Here is a 17,776-nt window from a genome sequence, read left to right as displayed (position 1 = left end):
CTCCCCTGAAAGAGAGTTATCAAAGTCAGTGGTGCACTTTAAAGTTCAAGTGGTGAGAGAAAAGCCTGTTCGTGACACAAAGCAGGTCGTTAAACGTCATCGCGTTTCGCCTGACAAGCTCTTTTTTGTAAAAGTCGTAAAGCTCCCCGAGTGCGCTGTCGTAAAAATCGTCCCGAAAAGAAACCAGCCCGCTGTTCTCAAGCTGGTCAAACTGAGAAAGCACATTCTTCGGCACGAAAAAACTTTCCCCGTAGTCAAGTTCCTTCAGAGAGCTTTTAAGCAGGTTCAACTGATCGTCCTGATCGTAAACGACGAAGTCCTTCGTGTAGTCGGGAAGAAAATCCACTTCCGCTTTAAGGATACGCAGGCAGATCGAGTGGAAAGTTCCGATCCACATCCCGCCCGCCATACCGCCGCCCAGATCAAAAACCCTTTTTTTCATCTCCCCCGCCGCCTTGTTGGTGAATGTAACGGCCAGTATGTTCTCCGGAAGCACGCGAAGGTCGTTCACGAGGTAGGAAATGCGGTGGGCTATCACCCTGGTTTTTCCCGAACCCGGACCCGCGAGCACAAGCAGCGGGCCCTCTCCGTGGGTTACGGCCTCAAGCTGGGAAGGGTTAAGTCCTTTGAGAGAATTGCCTGACATGGTACCGTGAATAGAAATTTCTGGCTGGGGCGGGAGGACTCGAACCCCCACTACCGGGACCAAAACCCGGTGTCCTGCCGTTAGACGACGCCCCAGTCGCAAAACACTCCTATGTTATCACATCCGCGCGACTGTTAAAGAAAGACCCGGGACAAAGCGCAATCCCGGCAAGAGATCGCTCAGGCGCTCCCCCGGCGTCTTTGCCGGACAAAAACAACGGAAAGCATGGCGGATACGACAAGGAGTGTGCCCACAAGAGCACTTTCAGTCCTGTTCGCTGTACCCGAAAGAGCACATCCTCCATCATCATCTTCTTCCGATGGCCCGAGATAAAGCCCGGAACCGAAGATATAGACAGACGCGTCAGGATTGTCCTTGTCAGATGAATGGGCTTTTGTGTAGCCAAGCTTCGGCGAATCGCCGCCGGGACCTCCGCTTTGCTCCCCGTCACCCACAACTGCGGGGTCTTCCCAGTTGTATTCCACGAATCCTCCGCCCGGCATTTTCGCCGCTTCAATGAGCCGGGCAATGTCCTCCCCGACATCAGGATCGTTGAGCAGGTTGGTCTGCTCAATATTTCTGTTCGCCCCGTTGAAAATCACGTTGCCCTCGGCATCCATTATGTAGATATAGGTGGATACGTGTCTCCATGGCCCGTTGTCAAGCCTGAAAATAGTGCGCAGCCTCACGGGATCAAGATCGGGAAGCGCAACAGCCCCCGTAAAGAAAATGATTGCCTCTTCCACAAACGTTTTAAGCTCCTGTTCATCCATCTCGCGGGTATCTTCGCCGCCTATCTCGAAGGCCTCCTTGCTCGGACGCGGACGTATCTCAACAGGGATTGAGTCGATCAGATCCTCATAGGATCTTTTCTGACCTATAACTTCAGGCTCATAATCAAATCCGCCGACGAGAACAAACCCGTCTTCCCGGGACAAGCGCGGATTGGCGAACGGAACTGCGGAAGCCGTGAAATGATGCGCATAGGCTTTGCCGGTACTGCTATCATTCCCAACATAAGTTACAAGTCCTCCGCTGAGAAACTGCTGCCCCACGTTGTTCCCCTCGGCATCCTCAAGCCGGGACCAGTCCTGATCCTCAAGCTCCCTGTTTTTGGCGTGAACATAGACCCCTCCCGCGCTTGTCAGGAGAACAAGGTAAGTGGAACCGTCATTCCAGTCCCCCGATTCATCTCTGAACCCGTTCAGTATTGCAAGAGTCTCGGAAAATGTCGTGACCTCCATAAGATGCGCCGCCGCGTGCTCTACGAAATCCTCAAGAGTGCTGTCATCCGATACGTCGGAGACAGCGGTGGTCATCGTGTGCCCGCCGTTATGGGCGGCGGCAGGGGGCGCATGGAAGGAAACGGCACCCGGCATCCCCGCAACACAGAATAAAAAAATCAGGTTTTTTATGTTTTTCATGGTATCTCTCCAAGCCGCAGGGTCTCACGCGGCGAAAACTCTGCAGCACCAACCAATCTTCACCGGAAATCAGTTCGGCACGCATGTGACGCCCGCGTACTCCCAGGCGGTGCAGTCGTGCACTCCCCGTCCCGCGTGGTCGCATTCAAGCAGCGTGTTTTCCGTACCGTCGCACCCCACTTCATCAAGCAGATAGAGAAGCGGAGGATATCCAAGCCAGATTATCTCGCCATCCGCGGTGCCTCCAGCCTGGTAGTCAAGCTGCCGGCACGCCACCCCCGCGTCCTGATCGTCCCAGCTGTCATCGCATACTCCCTTCCATCGCTTGCTTTGTTCGTCAAATATCTGGAGCAGTCCCTCGTTGGGACCGGATACCTGGCCGGTGCCGGTATTAATGGTACGAAGCAATCTGAGGCTGCCGTCGGGCTTGTTCGTGTAGACAGGCCCCACTTCAAAGCTTTCCACCTCTTCCGCGTTGCCCGCGTTATCGGTGAAACGGACCCTGACCTTGACCCACTCTTCCTCATCCTCTTCCTGAAAGGTATAAGTGGAAGCGGTCGCGCCCGTGATTGTCGTTTCGTTCCAGGCTATATCGGACCTTATCCACTGATAGGAAAACGCGCTTTCGGCCGTGGGTTTTCCGTCCGCGTCAGTAATCCCCGAGTGATCGGCGGTCACGGTTACCCCTGTTTTGGTTTCGGTGCCCCTGATAGCTGTATGGCCTACGGCATCATTGTTTGAGGTCGGGGCGGCGCATGTGACGCCGAAAGCCTCATTTTTACCGCAGTCGTTCTGCCCGCGCGACAGGTGCTTGCACTTTCCTTCGCCGAGAATCCTGTCTTCAGAGCCTGAGCACTCAAGGTCATCAAGCAGGTAATACGCGGACGGGTCTAGCGCGGAGCTTGAGGGATGCGCGAGCCTGACAATCGGAGTCCCCCCTGAAAAGCCCAGCTGGCGGCACGCCACGCGGGCCTCCTGCCTGCCGATCACGCGGATGTTGTTGTCCTGCGCTTTTCCCAGGGTCCCGAGCCCGTCATCGCATATGCCCTTCCATTCGCCGGTGCCGTCGGCGTCGGGATCATCGAATATCTCAAGCCTGCCCGAGGGCGCGGTAGCAGTACTGAGATCTACCACGGTGCCTGTACTAACATCCACCAGTCTAAGGTCCCCGTCGGCGTATGTTTCCTGCGTGCTTACGTCTGCGGGTCCGCCCATGAGCAGAAGCCCAAGCAGAAACCCGGCGGCCGCAATCAGGACGCGCGGCATATCCATGGGTTCCGCGGATTTTCTCCCGGAACGCGGTTCACCTCTTTTCCCTCTCCAGAATACGTTTCTGAGTTTTCCCAGCATCTGAACCTCCGTAATTCCTTGACAAATACACCTGTTTTCCAAACTGCTCCCCCCTCCCTATTATAGTGTTGACCCCTTCTCGCGTCAAGCAAAACAGACGGTCCTCCAGGGGACGAGTTTTCGCCCGGAATCCGGGCAAAAGAGGCTCAGTCAGCAAGAAAGTGCCAGCCGCTTATCCCGCTTGCGAGAAAAACATCGAACTCTGAAGACGTCGCCAGATACTCGTGGATTTCCTCAGCCTCCCGCCGCTTTCTGAAAACGGAAAAAACCGACGAGCCGCTCCCCGAGACGAGCGCGAAGCGGACCCCGAGCGACCGGAAAGTTTCCCTCAGGGAAAGGATTTCCGGAAAAATCCCGAAGACTGTGTCCTCAAGTCCGTTTTTAAGCGGAAGATCTCCCCGGTGGAAGCTCCCGGCCAGCGAAACGGCATCAATTCTCTCAGGCGGGCGGGAAGGAGGTTCCCACCTGCTGTATACCTCCCTGGTAGAGAGGCTTTTTCGCGGGAAAATGATAACGTAGTGAAAAAGCGGAAAACGAGAAAGCACCTTCACCTTCTCCCCCGCTCCCTCGACAAACGAAGAGGTGGATCTTACAAAAAACGGAACGTCTGCTCCGAGAGATGCGGCCATCCGGAGCAGGTTCCGGTCGGTAAATTCCCCGAGGATCCTGTTCAGGCCCACCAAAACCGCCGCGGCGTTTGAGCTTCCCCCGCCAAGGCCGGCACCTAGGGGAATATTCTTTTTTATCCCTATGGAGACCTTTTTTCGAATCCCGGCTTCTTCAAGATAAAGGCGGGAGGCGGCCACGGCAAGATTGTCTCCTCCGGAGGGCATTTCCCTCCCCGAGCACAAAAGACCTGACCCCTTCCCCGGTTCTACCGAAAGACTCACCTCGTCAAAGAGACTTACAGGCTGAAGTATCGACTGTATCTCGTGGTAGCCGTCGGGGCGTTTTCCGAGAATCCTCAGAAACAGGTTCACCTTTGCGGGAGAGAGAAGCTTCACAAAACTCATTTTCGCGCCACGTCCGGCTCGAAATTCATCGTAAGCTCCACGCTTCTGAGCGGAAGCACCAGTTTTTTTAGCTTCTCCGTTTTTTCATCAAAGCTGAGAAGAAGCCTGAACACGATGTATTTCCCTTCCGGGGTTTTTTCCAGAAGCCTGTACTTGTAGACGAAGACACCGCCGCCTTCCTGGTTTAGCTTTGCGTACGGGCGGCCGAGAATCTCTATCACTTCGGAGAAGTTCGGGATTTCCTCGGGTTCAAGGGATCTTACGGCCGCGGTGCTTGTCTTCTCAAGCTTTTTCACTTCCGCGCCGCCCACCGAACCCATCACCTTCCCGAGAACTTCCTTGTTTATATACTTGGTGAGACGCTCGGGAAAGACAACCTCGCAGAGCCTTCCCTGACAAAGCTTCATCCCCATGGCCAGATCGAAATTTCCGCTTTCGCTCTTCCTGCCCGGGTACTTCTTCACCAGATGATAGGTCCAGAGCTGGGTGTCCACGGCAACACGGGTTTTTACGGGCGGCGAGTAGACCATGAGCCACTCGACGTCTCCTGTGAGCAGTACGGGGTTTTTGAAGGTGAGGCGGAGACCGTCGTGGTCGCTCACGCTGAAATTCTCGCTGAAATTCCCGAGTTGGCCTTTTACATCGAGGAACCTGAAGAGCCGGCATCCCCCCGCTCCCAGACACAAGACAAGCAGAAAAGATATGAAAACTTTTCTTTGCGAAGTCGGCTTTCCCATCGGCAATTCGGCATTTTCCTCCGGATATATTATTATACCGTACAGACAACCGGGATTTATCTCTAAACAACTTCAGATGTTCGCAAGACTCCTAATTCTGTTCACCGTGGTTCCGCTCGTTGAGCTCGCCCTGCTCATAAAGCTCGGGAACGTAATAGGGCTCTGGCCGACCATATTCATAGTCATAGCGACGGGGGTGCTGGGAGCGGCGCTTGCCAGAAGTCAGGGAACGCAGGTCATAAGCGCGATAAGAGCGGAGGTCGCCGAGGGCAGGCCGCCCACGGAAAGCCTCATAAACGGTCTTCTCGTACTCGTGGGAGGGGTTGTGCTTCTCACACCCGGGCTGCTTACCGATCTTCTTGGCTTCTCCCTTCTTATTCCCTTTACCAGGGACTGGTTCAAGAAAAAACTTCAAAGCAGGCTTAAGAAATACGCGGAGAGAAGTTCAGGCTCCGCAACCATAATAATACGCTGAGGGTCCGAAACGGCGCCCGCTCACGGCTGAAACGGCTCGTGGCTTATCTTGTGTATTATCGGCATGGAGAAACTCACCGACTCCATGAGCTTCTGGCCGTACTCAATCACCCACTGCTCGGGAGCCAGAGAGTAGAAGTCCGCAAGCGTCATCCACTCCCCTCCCCTCATTATCTCCCCGTAGTCCACGCTTACCAGAAAAGCGGTCATGTCTCCGCCGTCCATGGCGTTGAGCACCGAGCACTCCACATAGGAATGTATTCCCTTTAGGACGGGGCAGCCGTTTCTGCCCTTGAAATGGTCTAGGCCGATAAACTTTTTTTTGTCCCTGCCCGAATAAAAGCCGAAGTTCCGCACCAGAGCGATCTGATCCCTCCTGAGAAGATGCACCACGAGATTCCTGCTTTCCATTATGAACCCGTGGGTGTGATTTCTCTTCCATATCCCCATAAGAAGCCTGGGCACGGTGTGAACTATGGAGGAGGTGACAAGCGTCGTCGCTACCTGGCCGTTTATCTCATCCTCCCGCCTGCTGGTTATGATCACCACAGGGCAGTTATGCCAGAAAACCCCGCAAACTGAAGGCCCGTCATTCACTGAAAAACTCCTTTTTTTGTCCCCGGCAGAAAATGCCGCGGGAAGATTGAAAAAACATCCCCCGTGTGCTATAGTAACCCCGTCTTTTAAGTTTACCCGCTATAATGCGACAGTGTCTTTTAAACGGACTGAAACCCTGACTATGAGAAAAATAATTCCGGCGGTCGCTTTTCTTTTTCTGGTCGTTGGTGTCCTGCACGTCTCGGGGTGCTCGAAGAGAGTTCCCGCCACTGCTCCCCCGGCTGAAGAACCGGCGGGCACTCAGGACAGGGTCATGGCGGTATCGGAGATGCTTGAGGAAGCCCGGGCGGAGGGTGCCGAAGACACTTGGGAGTATGAAGAGGCACAAAAGCTTTTCGAGATGGCCCAAGAGCTTATAAGCGAAGGGGAACTTGAGGAAGCCGAGAAGGTCCTCTCTCAAGCGGAACTGAAGGCCACGCAGGCAATCGGCGCCGCCAGGGAAGGCGCCTTCATGGAGGGCTTTGACGAAGAGGCCCAGGAAATACGGAAATCCCTGCTCAGCGACGCCTTCTCCAAGGAAAACCTGATAAACCTTCCCACCTCGGACGTGTTCTTCGAATTCGACAGCGCGGAGATATCGGAAGAGGCAATGGAGGCAATTGACGGCAACATAAGCATCTTCGAAAAAAACAAAGACAAAATCAAATTCATTCTCGTCTTCGGTTTCTGCGACATCCGCGGGACCGAGGAATACAACCTCTCCCTTGGAAAGAAAAGAGCGGATGAGATCAAAAAATACATGATCGGAAAAGGTGTGTCTCCCGACATGCTTCACTCCATCAGCAAGGGAGAAACGGAAATATGGCAAGAGGGAACATCGGATGAGGCGTACAGCCGTAACAGGCGAGGACACTTCATGGCCCTCTCTGACAATAATTCCTCAGAAAACTAATGAGAAAAAAATATCTGGCCGTCGCCGCAGTATTGTTTTCTTCCGTGTTCATGTACGGTTGCGTAGCATCGGAAGGAGACCTGGATTTTCTTTACTCGAGGCAAAGGGAAGCTGAAACGAACATCAAGAAGATGCAGAAGGATATCGACTGGCTGAAGGCAGAAGTTAAAAAAGAAGACAATATCCTTAATCTTAACGAAAAGATTTTCGAATTCGAAAACAAGCTTCTGGAACTCGAGCAGATAATAGGCGAAATGCATGCTCAGAGCGAAGAACGGTTCAAAAAAATAGAAACCGGGATGTCGGCAATGGCAGAGGCCAAGTCTCAGGCCCCGGTTCCGCAACCGCAGGCACCTCCCGCCGCGCCTTCTGAGCAAGCTTCTGAAAGTCCGGGCGGGGAACCCGCAACTGAGCCAGCCCCCGCGGAAAAAGACCCCAAGGAGAACTACGAACTGGGCCTAAAAAAGTTTGCCGACGGTAACTATGAGGCCGCAAGGGCGTTGCTTCGAGAGTACCTTGCCGCCGCCCCCAGAAGCGATGAGGCCGCGGACGCGATGTTCCTCATCGCGGATTCCTACTTCAAGGAAAAATTCTACGAGGAGGCCATCCTCGAATACCAGAACATAATCGAAACCTGGCCCGCCAGCCCTAAAATCCCGCTTTGCCAACTCAATCAGGGAATCGCACTCTTGAAAATAGGGAAACCGAACGAGGCGAGTCTCTTTTTCGAATCTCTGATCGAGGCATACCCGGACTCACCCGAAGCCGCAACGGCGAAAGAACACCTTAAGACCTTGTCCACGCCGGGAGAATAAAAGCTCCGGCCGTGGTCGACACCGAACCGTTTTTATGAAAACCATCAACTCAGAGAAGCTTTTTCGCAGGGCAAGAAACGTGCTTGTGGGCGGGGTAAACAGTCCCGTGAGATCTTTTGCGGCCGTGGGAGGTTCGCCGCTCTTTGTATCAAGGGCCGAAGGTTCCTACGTATATGACGCCGACGGGAACAGGTTCATCGACTACGTGGCCTCATGGGGTCCGCTGATCCTGGGACACTCCCATCCCTCGGTGGTAGGTGCCGTCGGGGAAAGGCTTCCCCTGGGAACGAGCTTCGGTGCCCCTTGCGAACTGGAAACGGATCTTGCCGCGCTGATAGCAAGGCACTTCCCCTCGATTGAGAAAGTTCGCCTTACCAATTCCGGAACCGAGGCCACCATGAGTGCCATAAGGCTTGCAAGAACGGTCACCGGAAGGGAATACATAATCAAGTTCGAGGGATGCTACCACGGACACTCGGATTTTCTGCTCGTGAAATCCGGTTCGGGAGCCACGACTTTCGGAAATCCAAGCAGCGCCGGGGTCCCGAAATCGTTTGTGAACAGAACGCTGCTTGCCCGGTACAACAGCATAGATTCCGTCAAAAGGCTTTTCGAGAAGTACCCCGAAAAGATTGCCGGAGTGATAATCGAACCCGTGGCGGGAAACATGGGAGTGGTAACTCCCGAGAAAAACTTCCTCAGAAAATTGCGCTCCACATGCAAAAAACACGGAGCGGTTCTCATCTTCGACGAGGTAATAACGGGTTTCCGTCTCGCAAGAGGAGGCGCGCAGGAACTGTTCGGCGTAGTCCCGGACATAACCTGTCTCGGGAAAATAATAGGGGGAGGGCTCCCGGTAGGGGCGTACGGGGCAAGCGCGGAAATAATGCGGATGGTTTCGCCTGAAGGTCCCATGTACCAGGCGGGTACCCTCTCGGGAAATCCGCTCGCCATGGCGGCGGGAATTGCGACGGTAAAAGAACTTAACCCGAGAACCTACAGGCGTCTTGAGAGCCTGACCGCCTCTCTTGTATCCGGAATAAGGGAAATAATAGCAGAGCTTGGCATTGACGCCACCGTAAATTCTGTCGGCTCCATGTTCACCGTGTTTTTCACCGGCAAGAGGGTAACGGACTACGCAGGGGCGCTCGGATGCGATACTGCGAAATACGCGAGATTCTTCAGAAATCTTCTTCAAAACGGAGTCATGTTCCCGCCGTCTCAGTTCGAAAGCGTGTTCGTTTCGACCGCGCACACGAAAAAGCAGATAGACCTTACGCTGCAGGCAATCCGCGAGTCGCTTCGGGAAATTTCCGGGGGAGAGTAAAATCAGAAATCCTAACTGGCTTTTTTTCACCGTAATCGGGATTGAGTTCGCCTTCTCCGTCATAGCCGGGCTCTTCCTCGGCAACTACATCGACGAAAAACTTGACACCTCTTTCCCCTTCTTTACCCTGCTAGGTCTTGTGTGCGGAGTGATAGCGGGACTGACTCTGCTTTTACGGACACTCAAACTGAGGCAGGAAAGAAAAGACGGAAACGATGAAAAACCTTGATTTCGGCGTTGAGAAACTGTCCCTGGCCGTAACGGCGCTTCTTTTCGTCGTGAATATCGCCATCGGAGAAAGGGAAATGGCGGTGGCCATAGCGGTTGCGGGGGTCCTTTTTCTGCTCGATTACGTAGCTATAAAATTCGTCGTAAAAGCGCTTGCGGAAAAAAGATATTCACTTGCGTTTTCCATGTTCATACTGGTCGCAAAAATGCTCGCGCTGCTTGCGATAATAACGGTCCTGCTCGTATTTGCAAAACTGAATATATATGGTTTAATGATAGGCTTGACTTCCGTGGTGATAGTAATAATAGGTAAAGGTCTGAAGGGTTAGACATGGAACATTTCAGCTGGTTTTCCCTTGCCGGTCTCATAGAATACGACCATATTCTGGGCGGAGTGCTGGTACTCCTGTTCATACTGTTTGTCGGCCTGAGGGTGACAAAGCATTACTCTAGGGAAGAGTCCGTAATCCCCGAAGAGAAGCCGTCGATGAACATTTTCTTCGAACTCGTGGGGCTTGAGTTCCTTTTCAACACGATCGAAAACGTTTTCGGATCCCGTGAAAAGGCGAAGAAGTACTTCCCGCTTCTAGCCGGGTCGTTTTTCTTCATACTGTTTGCGAACCTGCTGGGAATGATCCCGGGTTTTCTTCCGCCGACCGGAAATCTGAACACCACCGTAGCGTGCTCGCTTCTCATATTCGTCATGTACAACTACTACGGAATAAGGGAGCACGGGCTCGGTTACATCAGGCATTTTCTGGGCCCGGTAATTTTCCTCGCGCCGCTTATGCTGATCATCGAGGTTATAAGCCATCTGGTAAGGCCTCTGTCACTATCCCTCAGGCTTTTCATGAACATAACAGGCGACCACATGGTGCTCGGGGTGTTTACCAACCTCACGCATATACTGATTCCCATGGCTTTCGTGGGACTAGGTATTTTCGTATCTTTTTTGCAGGCTTTTATATTCACTATACTTTCGACCATATATATCGCGCTTGCCGAAGCGCATGAACACTGACATAAATTCAGGAGGTAAGAAATGAAAAGGTTGTTTTCTTTTATAGGTCTTGCGACGCTGGCTTCGTTCGGTGCTTTTGTTCCCGACGCGTTTGCCGCGACTGAGGGGGGCTTAGGAGAGCTGGCGAAGATGGGACTTGGCATCGGCGCCGGAGTAGGCATAGGTATAGCCGCAGGCGTCGCGGGAGTAGGTCAGGGACTCGCCACGGCTTCTGCCGTTGACGGCATAGCCAGAAACCCGGGCGCTTCCGCGAAGATCCAGACGCCCATGATTATCGGTCTCGCCCTTATCGAGTCTCTGGTAATCTACGCCCTGCTGATAGCGTTTCTGCTTCAGGGAAAAATCTGACGCACATAAGATAAAGACGGGGAATACCACAGCAAGAAGGTTATTCCCCGTTTTATTATCTGCCGCTGCGCGGTACGGTTCCGTGCAACGGGTTGCAACCGGAATCTCGACGATAATCTCTAATCACGGTTATCGGGATAGTTCTTCAGCACGAAATCTAGAGCTTCCTCTTTCGAGACAAGTCTGTTTTCAAGCTGGAATTCTTCCACCTTTCCCAGTATTTCCGAAAAAACGGGGCCGGGTGAATATCCGAGATCTATAAGATCCTGTCCGCTGAGAAGCGGCGGGGGTTTTATTTCCTCCCTTCCATACTCTTCCATCTTTTCCCTGATGAAATCGTAGGCGTCGGTTTGTCCGTGACTTGCCATACAGTCAGCAAGATGCATTTGCATGTGCTCCTCAAAATACGGAAGGGCAAGAAATCTTTTAAGGGTGCTTTCTCTCATGTTGAAAACATCCTTGAACTTAAGATGCTCAAGGATAAGCTCGGAAATTCTCTTTATCTGCTTTTTGGAGAATCTTAGCCTCTTGCAGATGCCTTCAGACATCCTGGCCCCTACCCTGTCGTGTCCATTGAACCTTATCCTGTCAGACTCGCTGTAAGTAGGCGGCTTGCCAACGTCATGGAGAAGCGCGGCGACGGCAAGCTCCTCCGAGTAGAGACCGTCGGTGTTGCCGTAGAGCATGTCCATTATAAGGCAGGTATGCTCAAACACGTCTCCTTCGGGATGGAACTGAGGGGGCTGGCGAACTCCGTGCATACATTCGACTTCCGGGAGAAAATGTTCAAGAAGACCGCTGGAGCTAAGAAGCCTGAGTCCGTTCCCCGGATTCCGGCGGGTGAGTATCTTGACGAGTTCTTCACGTATTCTCTCCCCGCTTACAACGGATATCGCGGCGGCCTCGTTGCGTATAGACAAAAGGGCCTCTCCGTCAAGCTCAAAATCAAGACATGAAGCGAACCGCACCGCTCTAATCATTCTAAGCCTGTCCTCACCGAACCTTTCCTCGGGATCTCCTATGGTCCTGACAAGCCTCCGCTCAAGGTCCCCGATGCCACCCACGTAATCGTAGAGCTCCCCAGAAACTGGATTGTAGAGCATCCCGTTTATCGTAAAATCCCTTCTGCGGACGTCTTCTTCCGCACTTTTCGTGTAATCGACGTGTTCCGGATGTCTTCCGTCACCGTAACTCGATTCCTTCCTGAAGGTGGCAACCTCGAACTTCATGTCTCCTTTTATCACCAGCACCACGCCGAAGCTCTTCCCCACCGCCACGGTTTTTGAAAACGCCTCCTGCACCTGCTCCGGAGTCGCGCTTGTCGCTATATCAATCTCGTCGCAAGAAACGCCGAGCAGGGCGTCGCGCACGCAGCCGCCCACGAAGAAAGCCTCGTATCCCTTCTCCCCGAGAGTCTTTACGATCTCAAGCGCCCCCGCGAAATTTTTCTTCTCGAAATCAAGTTCCCTTTTCATAAATTCGCCACCATGGCCTGCAAAACGGTTAAATTATAGTTTTTAATTCTACCCGAATCACAATCCGCAAAGGCGGTCCGGACAAGAATGAACGAAAGGAACTTCCGCAATTTTCTCGTACGAAGGACAAAGGAAAACGGCTCAAGATTGCTGTTTCAGAAAAAAGACGGATGGAGCTGGAAACAGATCACCTGGCCCGATCTTGTCACCGAGGTTGAAAGCATAGCCTGCTTTCTTCTGAATTCGGGCTTCTCAACGGGGAGCAGAATTGTTGTTCTCTCACCCAATACACTGGCGTGTCTTTTTTTCGAACTGGCGGTATTCGCGGTGGGAGGAATCTGTCTTCCCGCAAGGAACATGAAGGAAGCAAGGGAAATCCTTGTGAACTCATCCGGAAGCTGCTTTTTTCTTTGCGCAAGCGCGGATGAGGCGCGAGAACTCGTCGAGACCCCAACGCTCGGAGAAAAAATAGAAAAGGTTTTTCTAAGCGCAAACGAAAAGCTCCCGGTGGAGGGAAAAACGGTCAGTTACTCAAGCGTCGTAAAATTCGGCTTTCTCGCGAGGAAAAAGCTCAAGGACGAAATAAGCGCAATTGGAAGCTCGGTAAAAGAAGACTCCCCGGCCGTAATATTTGACGCGGGGGCAACTGCAGCCGAGAGCAAAACCTTTTCCCATGGAGACATACTCGATCTCCTGCGCCTCTCAGAAGAGGAATTGGGAGAAATCTCAGTCGAAGATCAGACATTCTCCTACCTTCCCGGCTGCGGTTCTTTTTCCAAGTTCGCCAACTTGCTTAACCTGCAGACCTCAGCCAGGGGAGCCATTGCGGAAGGCACCGAAGACTTTTTCCTCGATGTTCCCGAGATAATGCCGGTTATGCTTTTTCTTCCGGGTGCCGAGATCGAAAATGTCGTTAACAGTCTCCAGGGCGAAAACGGTTCGGGAGGAAATCTCAGAAGCGATCTCGGAGGAAGAATAAGGCTTCTGCTTACAGATGCCCTGCCGCCAGAGAGAACAAGGGACCTGCTGCTTGCGCAGAACATATCCGTCGTCAAGCTTAGCAGTCTTTCGGTCGTTCCCTGAAGATCAGACCTGCGGTTCTTTCTCCGTTCCCTCAACGCTGCAAAACGCCCTGCCCCTGCTCAGCCTTAAAACCAGTTTTTCCTTGAGTTCAAGCGTCCGGGAATCCTGCACTATCTCTCCGCTTTCTTCTTTTGAGACTATGGCGTACCCCCTCTCAAGAACGCTGAAAGGGTTCAGGGAGGTAAGTTTCCCGGAGTAATTTTCGATGCGTCGTTCAAGGTTCTCGATCCGCGAGGTCATATGATGCCTGAAACCAGCTGCGAGCCTGTCAAGCTGCATGGAGAACATATCGACACGGTTCGTGAGGGAACGGCTTAACCTAAGGCGAAGTTGTGCCAGGTTTTCGAGGATTTCTCCTTTTTCCCTTACGGCAAATTCCGCGGCTACTGAAGGGGTAGCTGCTCTCACATCGGATACCAGGTCAGCTATAGTCATGTCCACCTCGTGACCCACGGCAGAGATCACTGGAAAGGGGGAAGAAGCAATTTTTCTCGCAATCCCCTCGTCGTTAAAGGCCCTGAGATCCTCTTTCGATCCCCCTCCCCTAGTTACAACTATAAGATCGAGGTCACCCATGCCGTAGAGCCTATCAAGAGCTCTTGTTATCTCGGCCGGGGCGCTATCTCCCTGAACGCTTGCGGGGGAAATAACAACCTCAACATTAGGAAACCTCCTGTATACGACTTTGAGAAAGTCCCTCACGGCAGCTCCCGAAGGAGAGGTAACTACCCCTATTCTGCGGGAGAGAAAAGGAAGGGGGCGTTTTTTCGAGTCGTCAAAAAGTCCTTCTTCGAAAAGCTTCTGCTTGAGTTTTTCAAGCGCGAGCGCGTCGGCACCCACTCCCTTCGGCTCCATCGCGCTTACGTACAACTGGTACTTGCCGTCTTTCTCATAAACTCCAACGCGCGCGGCGCAGATGACGTCCATCCCGTTCTCCGGTACAAACTTTATCTGCTGGTTACTACCTCTGAAGCAGACTGCGGAGATCTGGCTCTGCTTGTCCTTCAGGGAGAAATACCAGTGGCCACTTGCGTAATGCCCCTTGAAACCGGAAATCTCCCCTGCGACCCATATCGTCTCCCCGCCGAACTCAAGTTCAATCGCATCCTTTATCGAGGAATTGAGTTCCGATACGCTGTAGATTTTCCTGTCCATTCTTAAACGTAAATTAATCGGTCGGGCAGACGTTGGCAAGACACGAAACGGAAAACAGTTAAAAGATGAGGGGAAAGTCACTCAAACAGATGCGGAGACTGAGTTTTCACCTTTTCAAGGATTTCGTCTGAAACCTTGAGATTCCCAAGGTCCTTGAGATGAAACAACTGGGATGCACGCAATTTCCTCACGCCGGTAAGATTGGCATCCCTGAGAATCGCCCCGTCGAAATTCGCAAGCTTGAGGTTAGCTCCGGCGAAATCGGCACCCGTAAGGTCAGCGCCCAGCATGTGGGCCCCTTCAAGGTTGGCGCCCCTGAATACCGCGCCCCGAAGATCGCAACCCTCAAGGTTCACTCCGCGCATGTTCGCCTCGGAAAAATCCGCGCCTACCAAGCTGCACCCTTTGCAGAAAGCAAGCTTGAGAGCTGACTTCGCAAACACGGCACCGTCAAGGTTAATCCCGTTAAGATTCGCCCAGCCAAGATCCGGGATAACATCGGGCTCCTCCTCCCGCCACCGGTTCCACGCGGCCGTACCCTCTTGTACCTTCGAGACGTGCTCAGAATCAGCCACAGCATCTCACCGCCAGTGATAATCCGAAAACCTTAAACGCGGACAAAAGTATGTAAATCGCAACCGCTATAAGTACCAGGCTTCGAATAAGTCCCCTGATCCCACCTTTCACCCTGCGTCGCATCCTCTCTCCGCAGGAAAGGCATATATCCGTTTTCGCCGTGGTCTCGTAACCGCACTCTTCACATCTTCTTACAGGCTGAAGCGACATCAGATTATCCCTTTTTCTTCCTTAGCTAACCCTTTTCAAAGCGGAACGAACAAAGACCGGGTGCACTTTGCCAATTTCCTGGGCAAGCTGCCCAATGACGTTCTTTATGTCCCATTGCGCCCCCTCCGACATCCGCAGGTTCGTCAGGTGGTACAGCTCCCAGAGATCGAAGCTGCCGCAGACTCTCCTGTTGTGGGCGTTTGTGACAACGTAGCTCGCCACGTCGCGAAAACCGGCGTCAACGAGTTCCCCGTAGAACCGCTCGCTTCGCCCGACGGCTTCGAGCAGAAGCTCCTCCGTCCCCGATTCCGTAACATGTGGTGGAACCGTCACGCCTTCCCCCACGGAAGGCTCTTTTGCTGTCCAGCTGACTTTCCTGTGCCTGAGCAGCTGATGCCACGCCGCCTCGCTCAGGACGAACTCAGCGTTGTAGTTAATCGATTTGAATATGCCCACCGGGTTGTCGTGCTTTCCGAGTTCCTGGACGGCCATCAGAAAAATCTTCCTGAGCTCCGGAGTGTTCTCGGAAAGGTGCCTTTCTATGTCTCCGACAGAAAGCCCCGAGAATTCGAAAAGAAGCCCTCTTGCGATCTCCCTTAAAGCCTCGGCCTGGGGATTTTCCGTTCCCCGCCCCGTGTAGTCGAAAAGGGTAACCGAGGATCCGTTACCGGGTGCGCTTTTTCCAGCGTCGCCGAGACTATGGGAGAACTCCTCGAGCGCCTCTCGCGTTCTGACCATGTAGGGGTTCTCATCGGCGTACTTAACAAGCGTCGGAACCGAGAACCTGACCTCGCTTTTTATCTCCTCGGCCCTGTTTCTTGCCTCAAGGTAGCGGCTTGAAAGAAGAGCGGAGATGGTCTGCTCCATGGCTCTTGCGTTTGCCGTCATGCCGAGATTCGTAAGCGTTGAGAGATTAAGGGCGTACCTTGCGTCCTCAAACGCTATTTTCTCAAGTGCCCTGAAGTGGACTCTTTCCTCCTTGTCTTCGGGAACGGGAAACTTTTTTTTCAGAAAATCAAAGAGCTCGGTGTTGAGTCTCGAGTAAACCTCGTACTGAAAATCGCAAAGCTCCTCGAACTCTTTTTTAAGGGCTGGGCGCGAGTCAAGCTCTTGGGGAATATAGTTGTCGCCTTTGCGCGGTCTCTGGTATCTCTGCGAGTATTCGGTAAACGAGAGGAATTCGTTTGCGCATTCAAGCAGGGAAGAGAAAAGCCTTGAAACCCTCTCAACGCCTATGTGCACGGTCGCGTGCTCGGCAACAGAAGCGTGGCCGTAGTTAAGAACCCACTTCTCGTGGAACTTCTCCGCCCTGTCCCTCCCCATCTCCTGCTCCCTTATCACGGTGTCTATGTTTTCCCTGAAACTTTTGGGGCTTCTGCTTACGTAGGCGAAGATGACGGCAACGACTTCCTCGGGAATGTTGCTTATGGTGTAGACATCCCTGTCGAGATTCGAAACGTAACGCTCCATCTCACGGGCGATGTCTTCATCATCTATTTTTATCTCGGTGGACAAGACTGCTCTCCCGCTCCCCTCCCATGGCTCCCGGGGTTCAGGAGACCGTATGGGTTTCCTTGAGTTTATCAACTATGTAAGGCATGACTCGGCTCGGACTTCCGTATATGACGGCGCTTACGTAATCGTCGGCCGGGGTTTCCCTCTCGCCGATAATAACCACCTTGTTCCCCTTGTTCATGACCTGGAAGGGAAAAGAAGCCACGGGCTCGATCTCCAGATTCGCCCCGACGATTATGAAAAGATCGCAGTGCTGAAGCCTCATCCAGGACTCCCTTATCTCCCAGTGAGGAAGCGGCTGTCCCGGGAAGGACAGCGGAGGTTTCATCTGATCGCTCTGGCATTCCTTGCATTTCGGAATGCCGGTCTTGCTGTCCTCAAGGCCAAGCAGAATCCCGTCGGTGCGGTAATCGTTTCCGCATTCATGGCAGTGGACCCAGTTTATCGTCGAGTATATCTCTATTATTTTTTCGCTGCCGGTTTTGTTGTGCAGGCCGTCGGCCGCTTGGGTAAGAACGCAATCAACGTTGCAGAGAAACTCCATCTCGTAAATGGCTTCGTGGGCGGGAGAGGGTCTGGCTTCCGAGATTCTGGGATAAAAATCCTTTATCTTTTCCCAGTACTCCCTCCTTACCTCCGGGCGATTCTTGAATTTCCCTATGTCAGGATTGAAGCTCAGATCCGAAACGTCAGGCAGTCCGACTTCAAGAGAAAGTTCAACTCCCGTCAGAAAAACTACCTGAGAGGCTTCCCGGATCCACTTGACCGTTGCCGAGAGCGCATCCTGTTCCTGCTCGCTCATTTCAAGTTTTGATTATAACCGCTTGCGTTAACTGTCCGCAAATTGATCGCAGCCCGCTCGATACCGG

Annotated in this window: 20 protein-coding genes and 1 tRNA gene; 8 read left to right on the top strand and 13 right to left on the bottom strand. The window is 52.9% G+C overall.

The window, feature by feature from the left end; all coding sequences use genetic code 11:
- Positions 1-25 precede the first annotated feature (25 nt).
- The 6 genes from OXG10_08240 to OXG10_08215 all read right to left on the bottom strand — a co-directional run bounded on the left by OXG10_08240 (position 26) and on the right by OXG10_08215 (position 5,170).
- Positions 26-646 (bottom strand): UvrD-helicase domain-containing protein, encoded by a 621-nt coding sequence (locus OXG10_08240; protein ID MCY3827344.1) that lies wholly within the window; start codon positions 644-646, stop codon positions 26-28.
- A 21-nt stretch (positions 647-667) separates the two neighbouring features.
- Positions 668-741 (bottom strand) — tRNA-Gln (locus OXG10_08235).
- Positions 742-825: 84 nt separating this feature from the next.
- Positions 826-2,070 carry a cache domain-containing protein gene (locus OXG10_08230; GenBank protein ID MCY3827343.1) on the bottom strand — a complete coding sequence of 415 codons (1,245 nt, stop codon included), beginning with the start codon at positions 2,068-2,070 and terminating at the stop codon, positions 826-828.
- Between the two features lie 69 nt (positions 2,071-2,139).
- The gene (locus OXG10_08225; GenBank protein ID MCY3827342.1) at positions 2,140-3,420 is read right to left on the bottom strand and encodes a scavenger receptor cysteine-rich domain-containing protein; all 1,281 of its coding nucleotides are present in this window, start codon (positions 3,418-3,420) and stop codon (positions 2,140-2,142) included.
- Between the two features lie 146 nt (positions 3,421-3,566).
- Positions 3,567-4,433, bottom strand: a complete 867-nt coding sequence (gene ispE / locus OXG10_08220) for a 4-(cytidine 5'-diphospho)-2-C-methyl-D-erythritol kinase (GenBank protein ID MCY3827341.1) — start codon at positions 4,431-4,433, stop codon at positions 3,567-3,569.
- On the bottom strand, positions 4,430-5,170 hold the full coding sequence (locus OXG10_08215) for a hypothetical protein (protein MCY3827340.1): 741 nt from the start codon (positions 5,168-5,170) through the stop codon (positions 4,430-4,432). The genes ispE and OXG10_08215 overlap by 4 nt, the downstream gene beginning before the upstream one ends.
- 76 nt (positions 5,171-5,246) lie before the next feature.
- Here OXG10_08215 and fxsA point away from each other — a divergent pair, with 76 nt between their 5' ends.
- Positions 5,247-5,645 carry a membrane protein FxsA gene (gene fxsA / locus OXG10_08210; GenBank protein ID MCY3827339.1) on the top strand — a complete coding sequence of 133 codons (399 nt, stop codon included), beginning with the start codon at positions 5,247-5,249 and terminating at the stop codon, positions 5,643-5,645.
- Positions 5,646-5,665: 20 nt separating this feature from the next.
- On the opposite strand, the gene OXG10_08205 is transcribed toward fxsA, so the two are convergent.
- Complete coding sequence (locus OXG10_08205) at positions 5,666-6,241, bottom strand: flavin reductase family protein (protein ID MCY3827338.1); 576 nt, start codon at positions 6,239-6,241, stop codon at positions 5,666-5,668.
- 142 nt (positions 6,242-6,383) lie between these two features.
- Here OXG10_08205 and OXG10_08200 point away from each other — a divergent pair, with 142 nt between their 5' ends.
- The 6 genes from OXG10_08200 (at position 6,384) to OXG10_08175 (ending at position 10,893) form a co-directional block, all read left to right on the top strand.
- Positions 6,384-7,154, top strand: a complete 771-nt coding sequence (locus tag OXG10_08200) for an OmpA family protein (protein MCY3827337.1) — start codon at positions 6,384-6,386, stop codon at positions 7,152-7,154.
- Positions 7,154-7,969, top strand: a complete 816-nt coding sequence (locus OXG10_08195; GenBank protein MCY3827336.1) for a tetratricopeptide repeat protein — start codon at positions 7,154-7,156, stop codon at positions 7,967-7,969. The genes OXG10_08200 and OXG10_08195 overlap by 1 nt, the downstream gene beginning before the upstream one ends.
- Before the next feature lie 34 nt (positions 7,970-8,003).
- Positions 8,004-9,296, top strand: a complete 1,293-nt coding sequence (hemL, locus tag OXG10_08190; protein MCY3827335.1) for a glutamate-1-semialdehyde 2,1-aminomutase — start codon at positions 8,004-8,006, stop codon at positions 9,294-9,296.
- A 215-nt stretch (positions 9,297-9,511) separates the two neighbouring features.
- Entirely contained in the window at positions 9,512-9,853 is a 342-nt protein-coding gene (locus OXG10_08185; protein MCY3827334.1) for a hypothetical protein, read from the top strand.
- A 2-nt stretch (positions 9,854-9,855) separates the two neighbouring features.
- A complete protein-coding gene (gene atpB / locus OXG10_08180; protein ID MCY3827333.1) occupies positions 9,856-10,545 on the top strand; it encodes a F0F1 ATP synthase subunit A in 690 nt (229 codons plus the stop codon).
- Between the two features lie 21 nt (positions 10,546-10,566).
- Complete coding sequence (locus tag OXG10_08175) at positions 10,567-10,893, top strand: ATP synthase F0 subunit C (protein ID MCY3827332.1); 327 nt, start codon at positions 10,567-10,569, stop codon at positions 10,891-10,893.
- Between the two features lie 119 nt (positions 10,894-11,012).
- Here the strand turns inward: OXG10_08175 and OXG10_08170 are convergent, their stop codons facing one another.
- On the bottom strand, positions 11,013-12,368 hold the full coding sequence (locus tag OXG10_08170) for a CCA tRNA nucleotidyltransferase (protein MCY3827331.1): 1,356 nt from the start codon (positions 12,366-12,368) through the stop codon (positions 11,013-11,015).
- Between the two features lie 87 nt (positions 12,369-12,455).
- Between OXG10_08170 and OXG10_08165 the strand changes: the two genes are divergently transcribed.
- Positions 12,456-13,451, top strand: a complete 996-nt coding sequence (locus tag OXG10_08165) for an AMP-binding protein (GenBank protein ID MCY3827330.1) — start codon at positions 12,456-12,458, stop codon at positions 13,449-13,451.
- A gap of 3 nt (positions 13,452-13,454) precedes the next feature.
- Here OXG10_08165 and xseA read toward each other — a convergent pair whose 3' ends face one another.
- From xseA to OXG10_08140, 5 genes are all read right to left on the bottom strand, one after another.
- The gene (gene xseA / locus OXG10_08160; GenBank protein MCY3827329.1) at positions 13,455-14,606 is read right to left on the bottom strand and encodes an exodeoxyribonuclease VII large subunit; all 1,152 of its coding nucleotides are present in this window, start codon (positions 14,604-14,606) and stop codon (positions 13,455-13,457) included.
- A 77-nt stretch (positions 14,607-14,683) separates the two neighbouring features.
- Positions 14,684-15,181 (bottom strand): pentapeptide repeat-containing protein, encoded by a 498-nt coding sequence (locus OXG10_08155; protein MCY3827328.1) that lies wholly within the window; start codon positions 15,179-15,181, stop codon positions 14,684-14,686.
- The gene (locus OXG10_08150) at positions 15,174-15,392 is read right to left on the bottom strand and encodes a hypothetical protein (GenBank protein ID MCY3827327.1); all 219 of its coding nucleotides are present in this window, start codon (positions 15,390-15,392) and stop codon (positions 15,174-15,176) included. Before OXG10_08150 ends, OXG10_08155 begins: the two co-directional genes overlap by 8 nt.
- A 21-nt stretch (positions 15,393-15,413) precedes the next feature.
- Entirely contained in the window at positions 15,414-16,907 is a 1,494-nt protein-coding gene (locus OXG10_08145) for an FAD-dependent thymidylate synthase (protein ID MCY3827326.1), read from the bottom strand.
- A gap of 37 nt (positions 16,908-16,944) precedes the next feature.
- Positions 16,945-17,709: a hypothetical protein gene (locus OXG10_08140; protein MCY3827325.1), complete on the bottom strand. Its 765-nt coding sequence runs from the start codon at positions 17,707-17,709 to the stop codon at positions 16,945-16,947.
- Positions 17,710-17,776 lie beyond the last annotated feature (67 nt).

The sequence above is a fragment of the Candidatus Dadabacteria bacterium genome, from assembly GCA_026706695.1.
GTDB lineage: Bacteria > Desulfobacterota_D > UBA1144 > Nemesobacterales > Nemesobacteraceae > Nemesobacter.
Note: the sequence above shows the minus strand (reverse complement) of the source record. Positions and strands in the feature narration are given on the sequence as shown.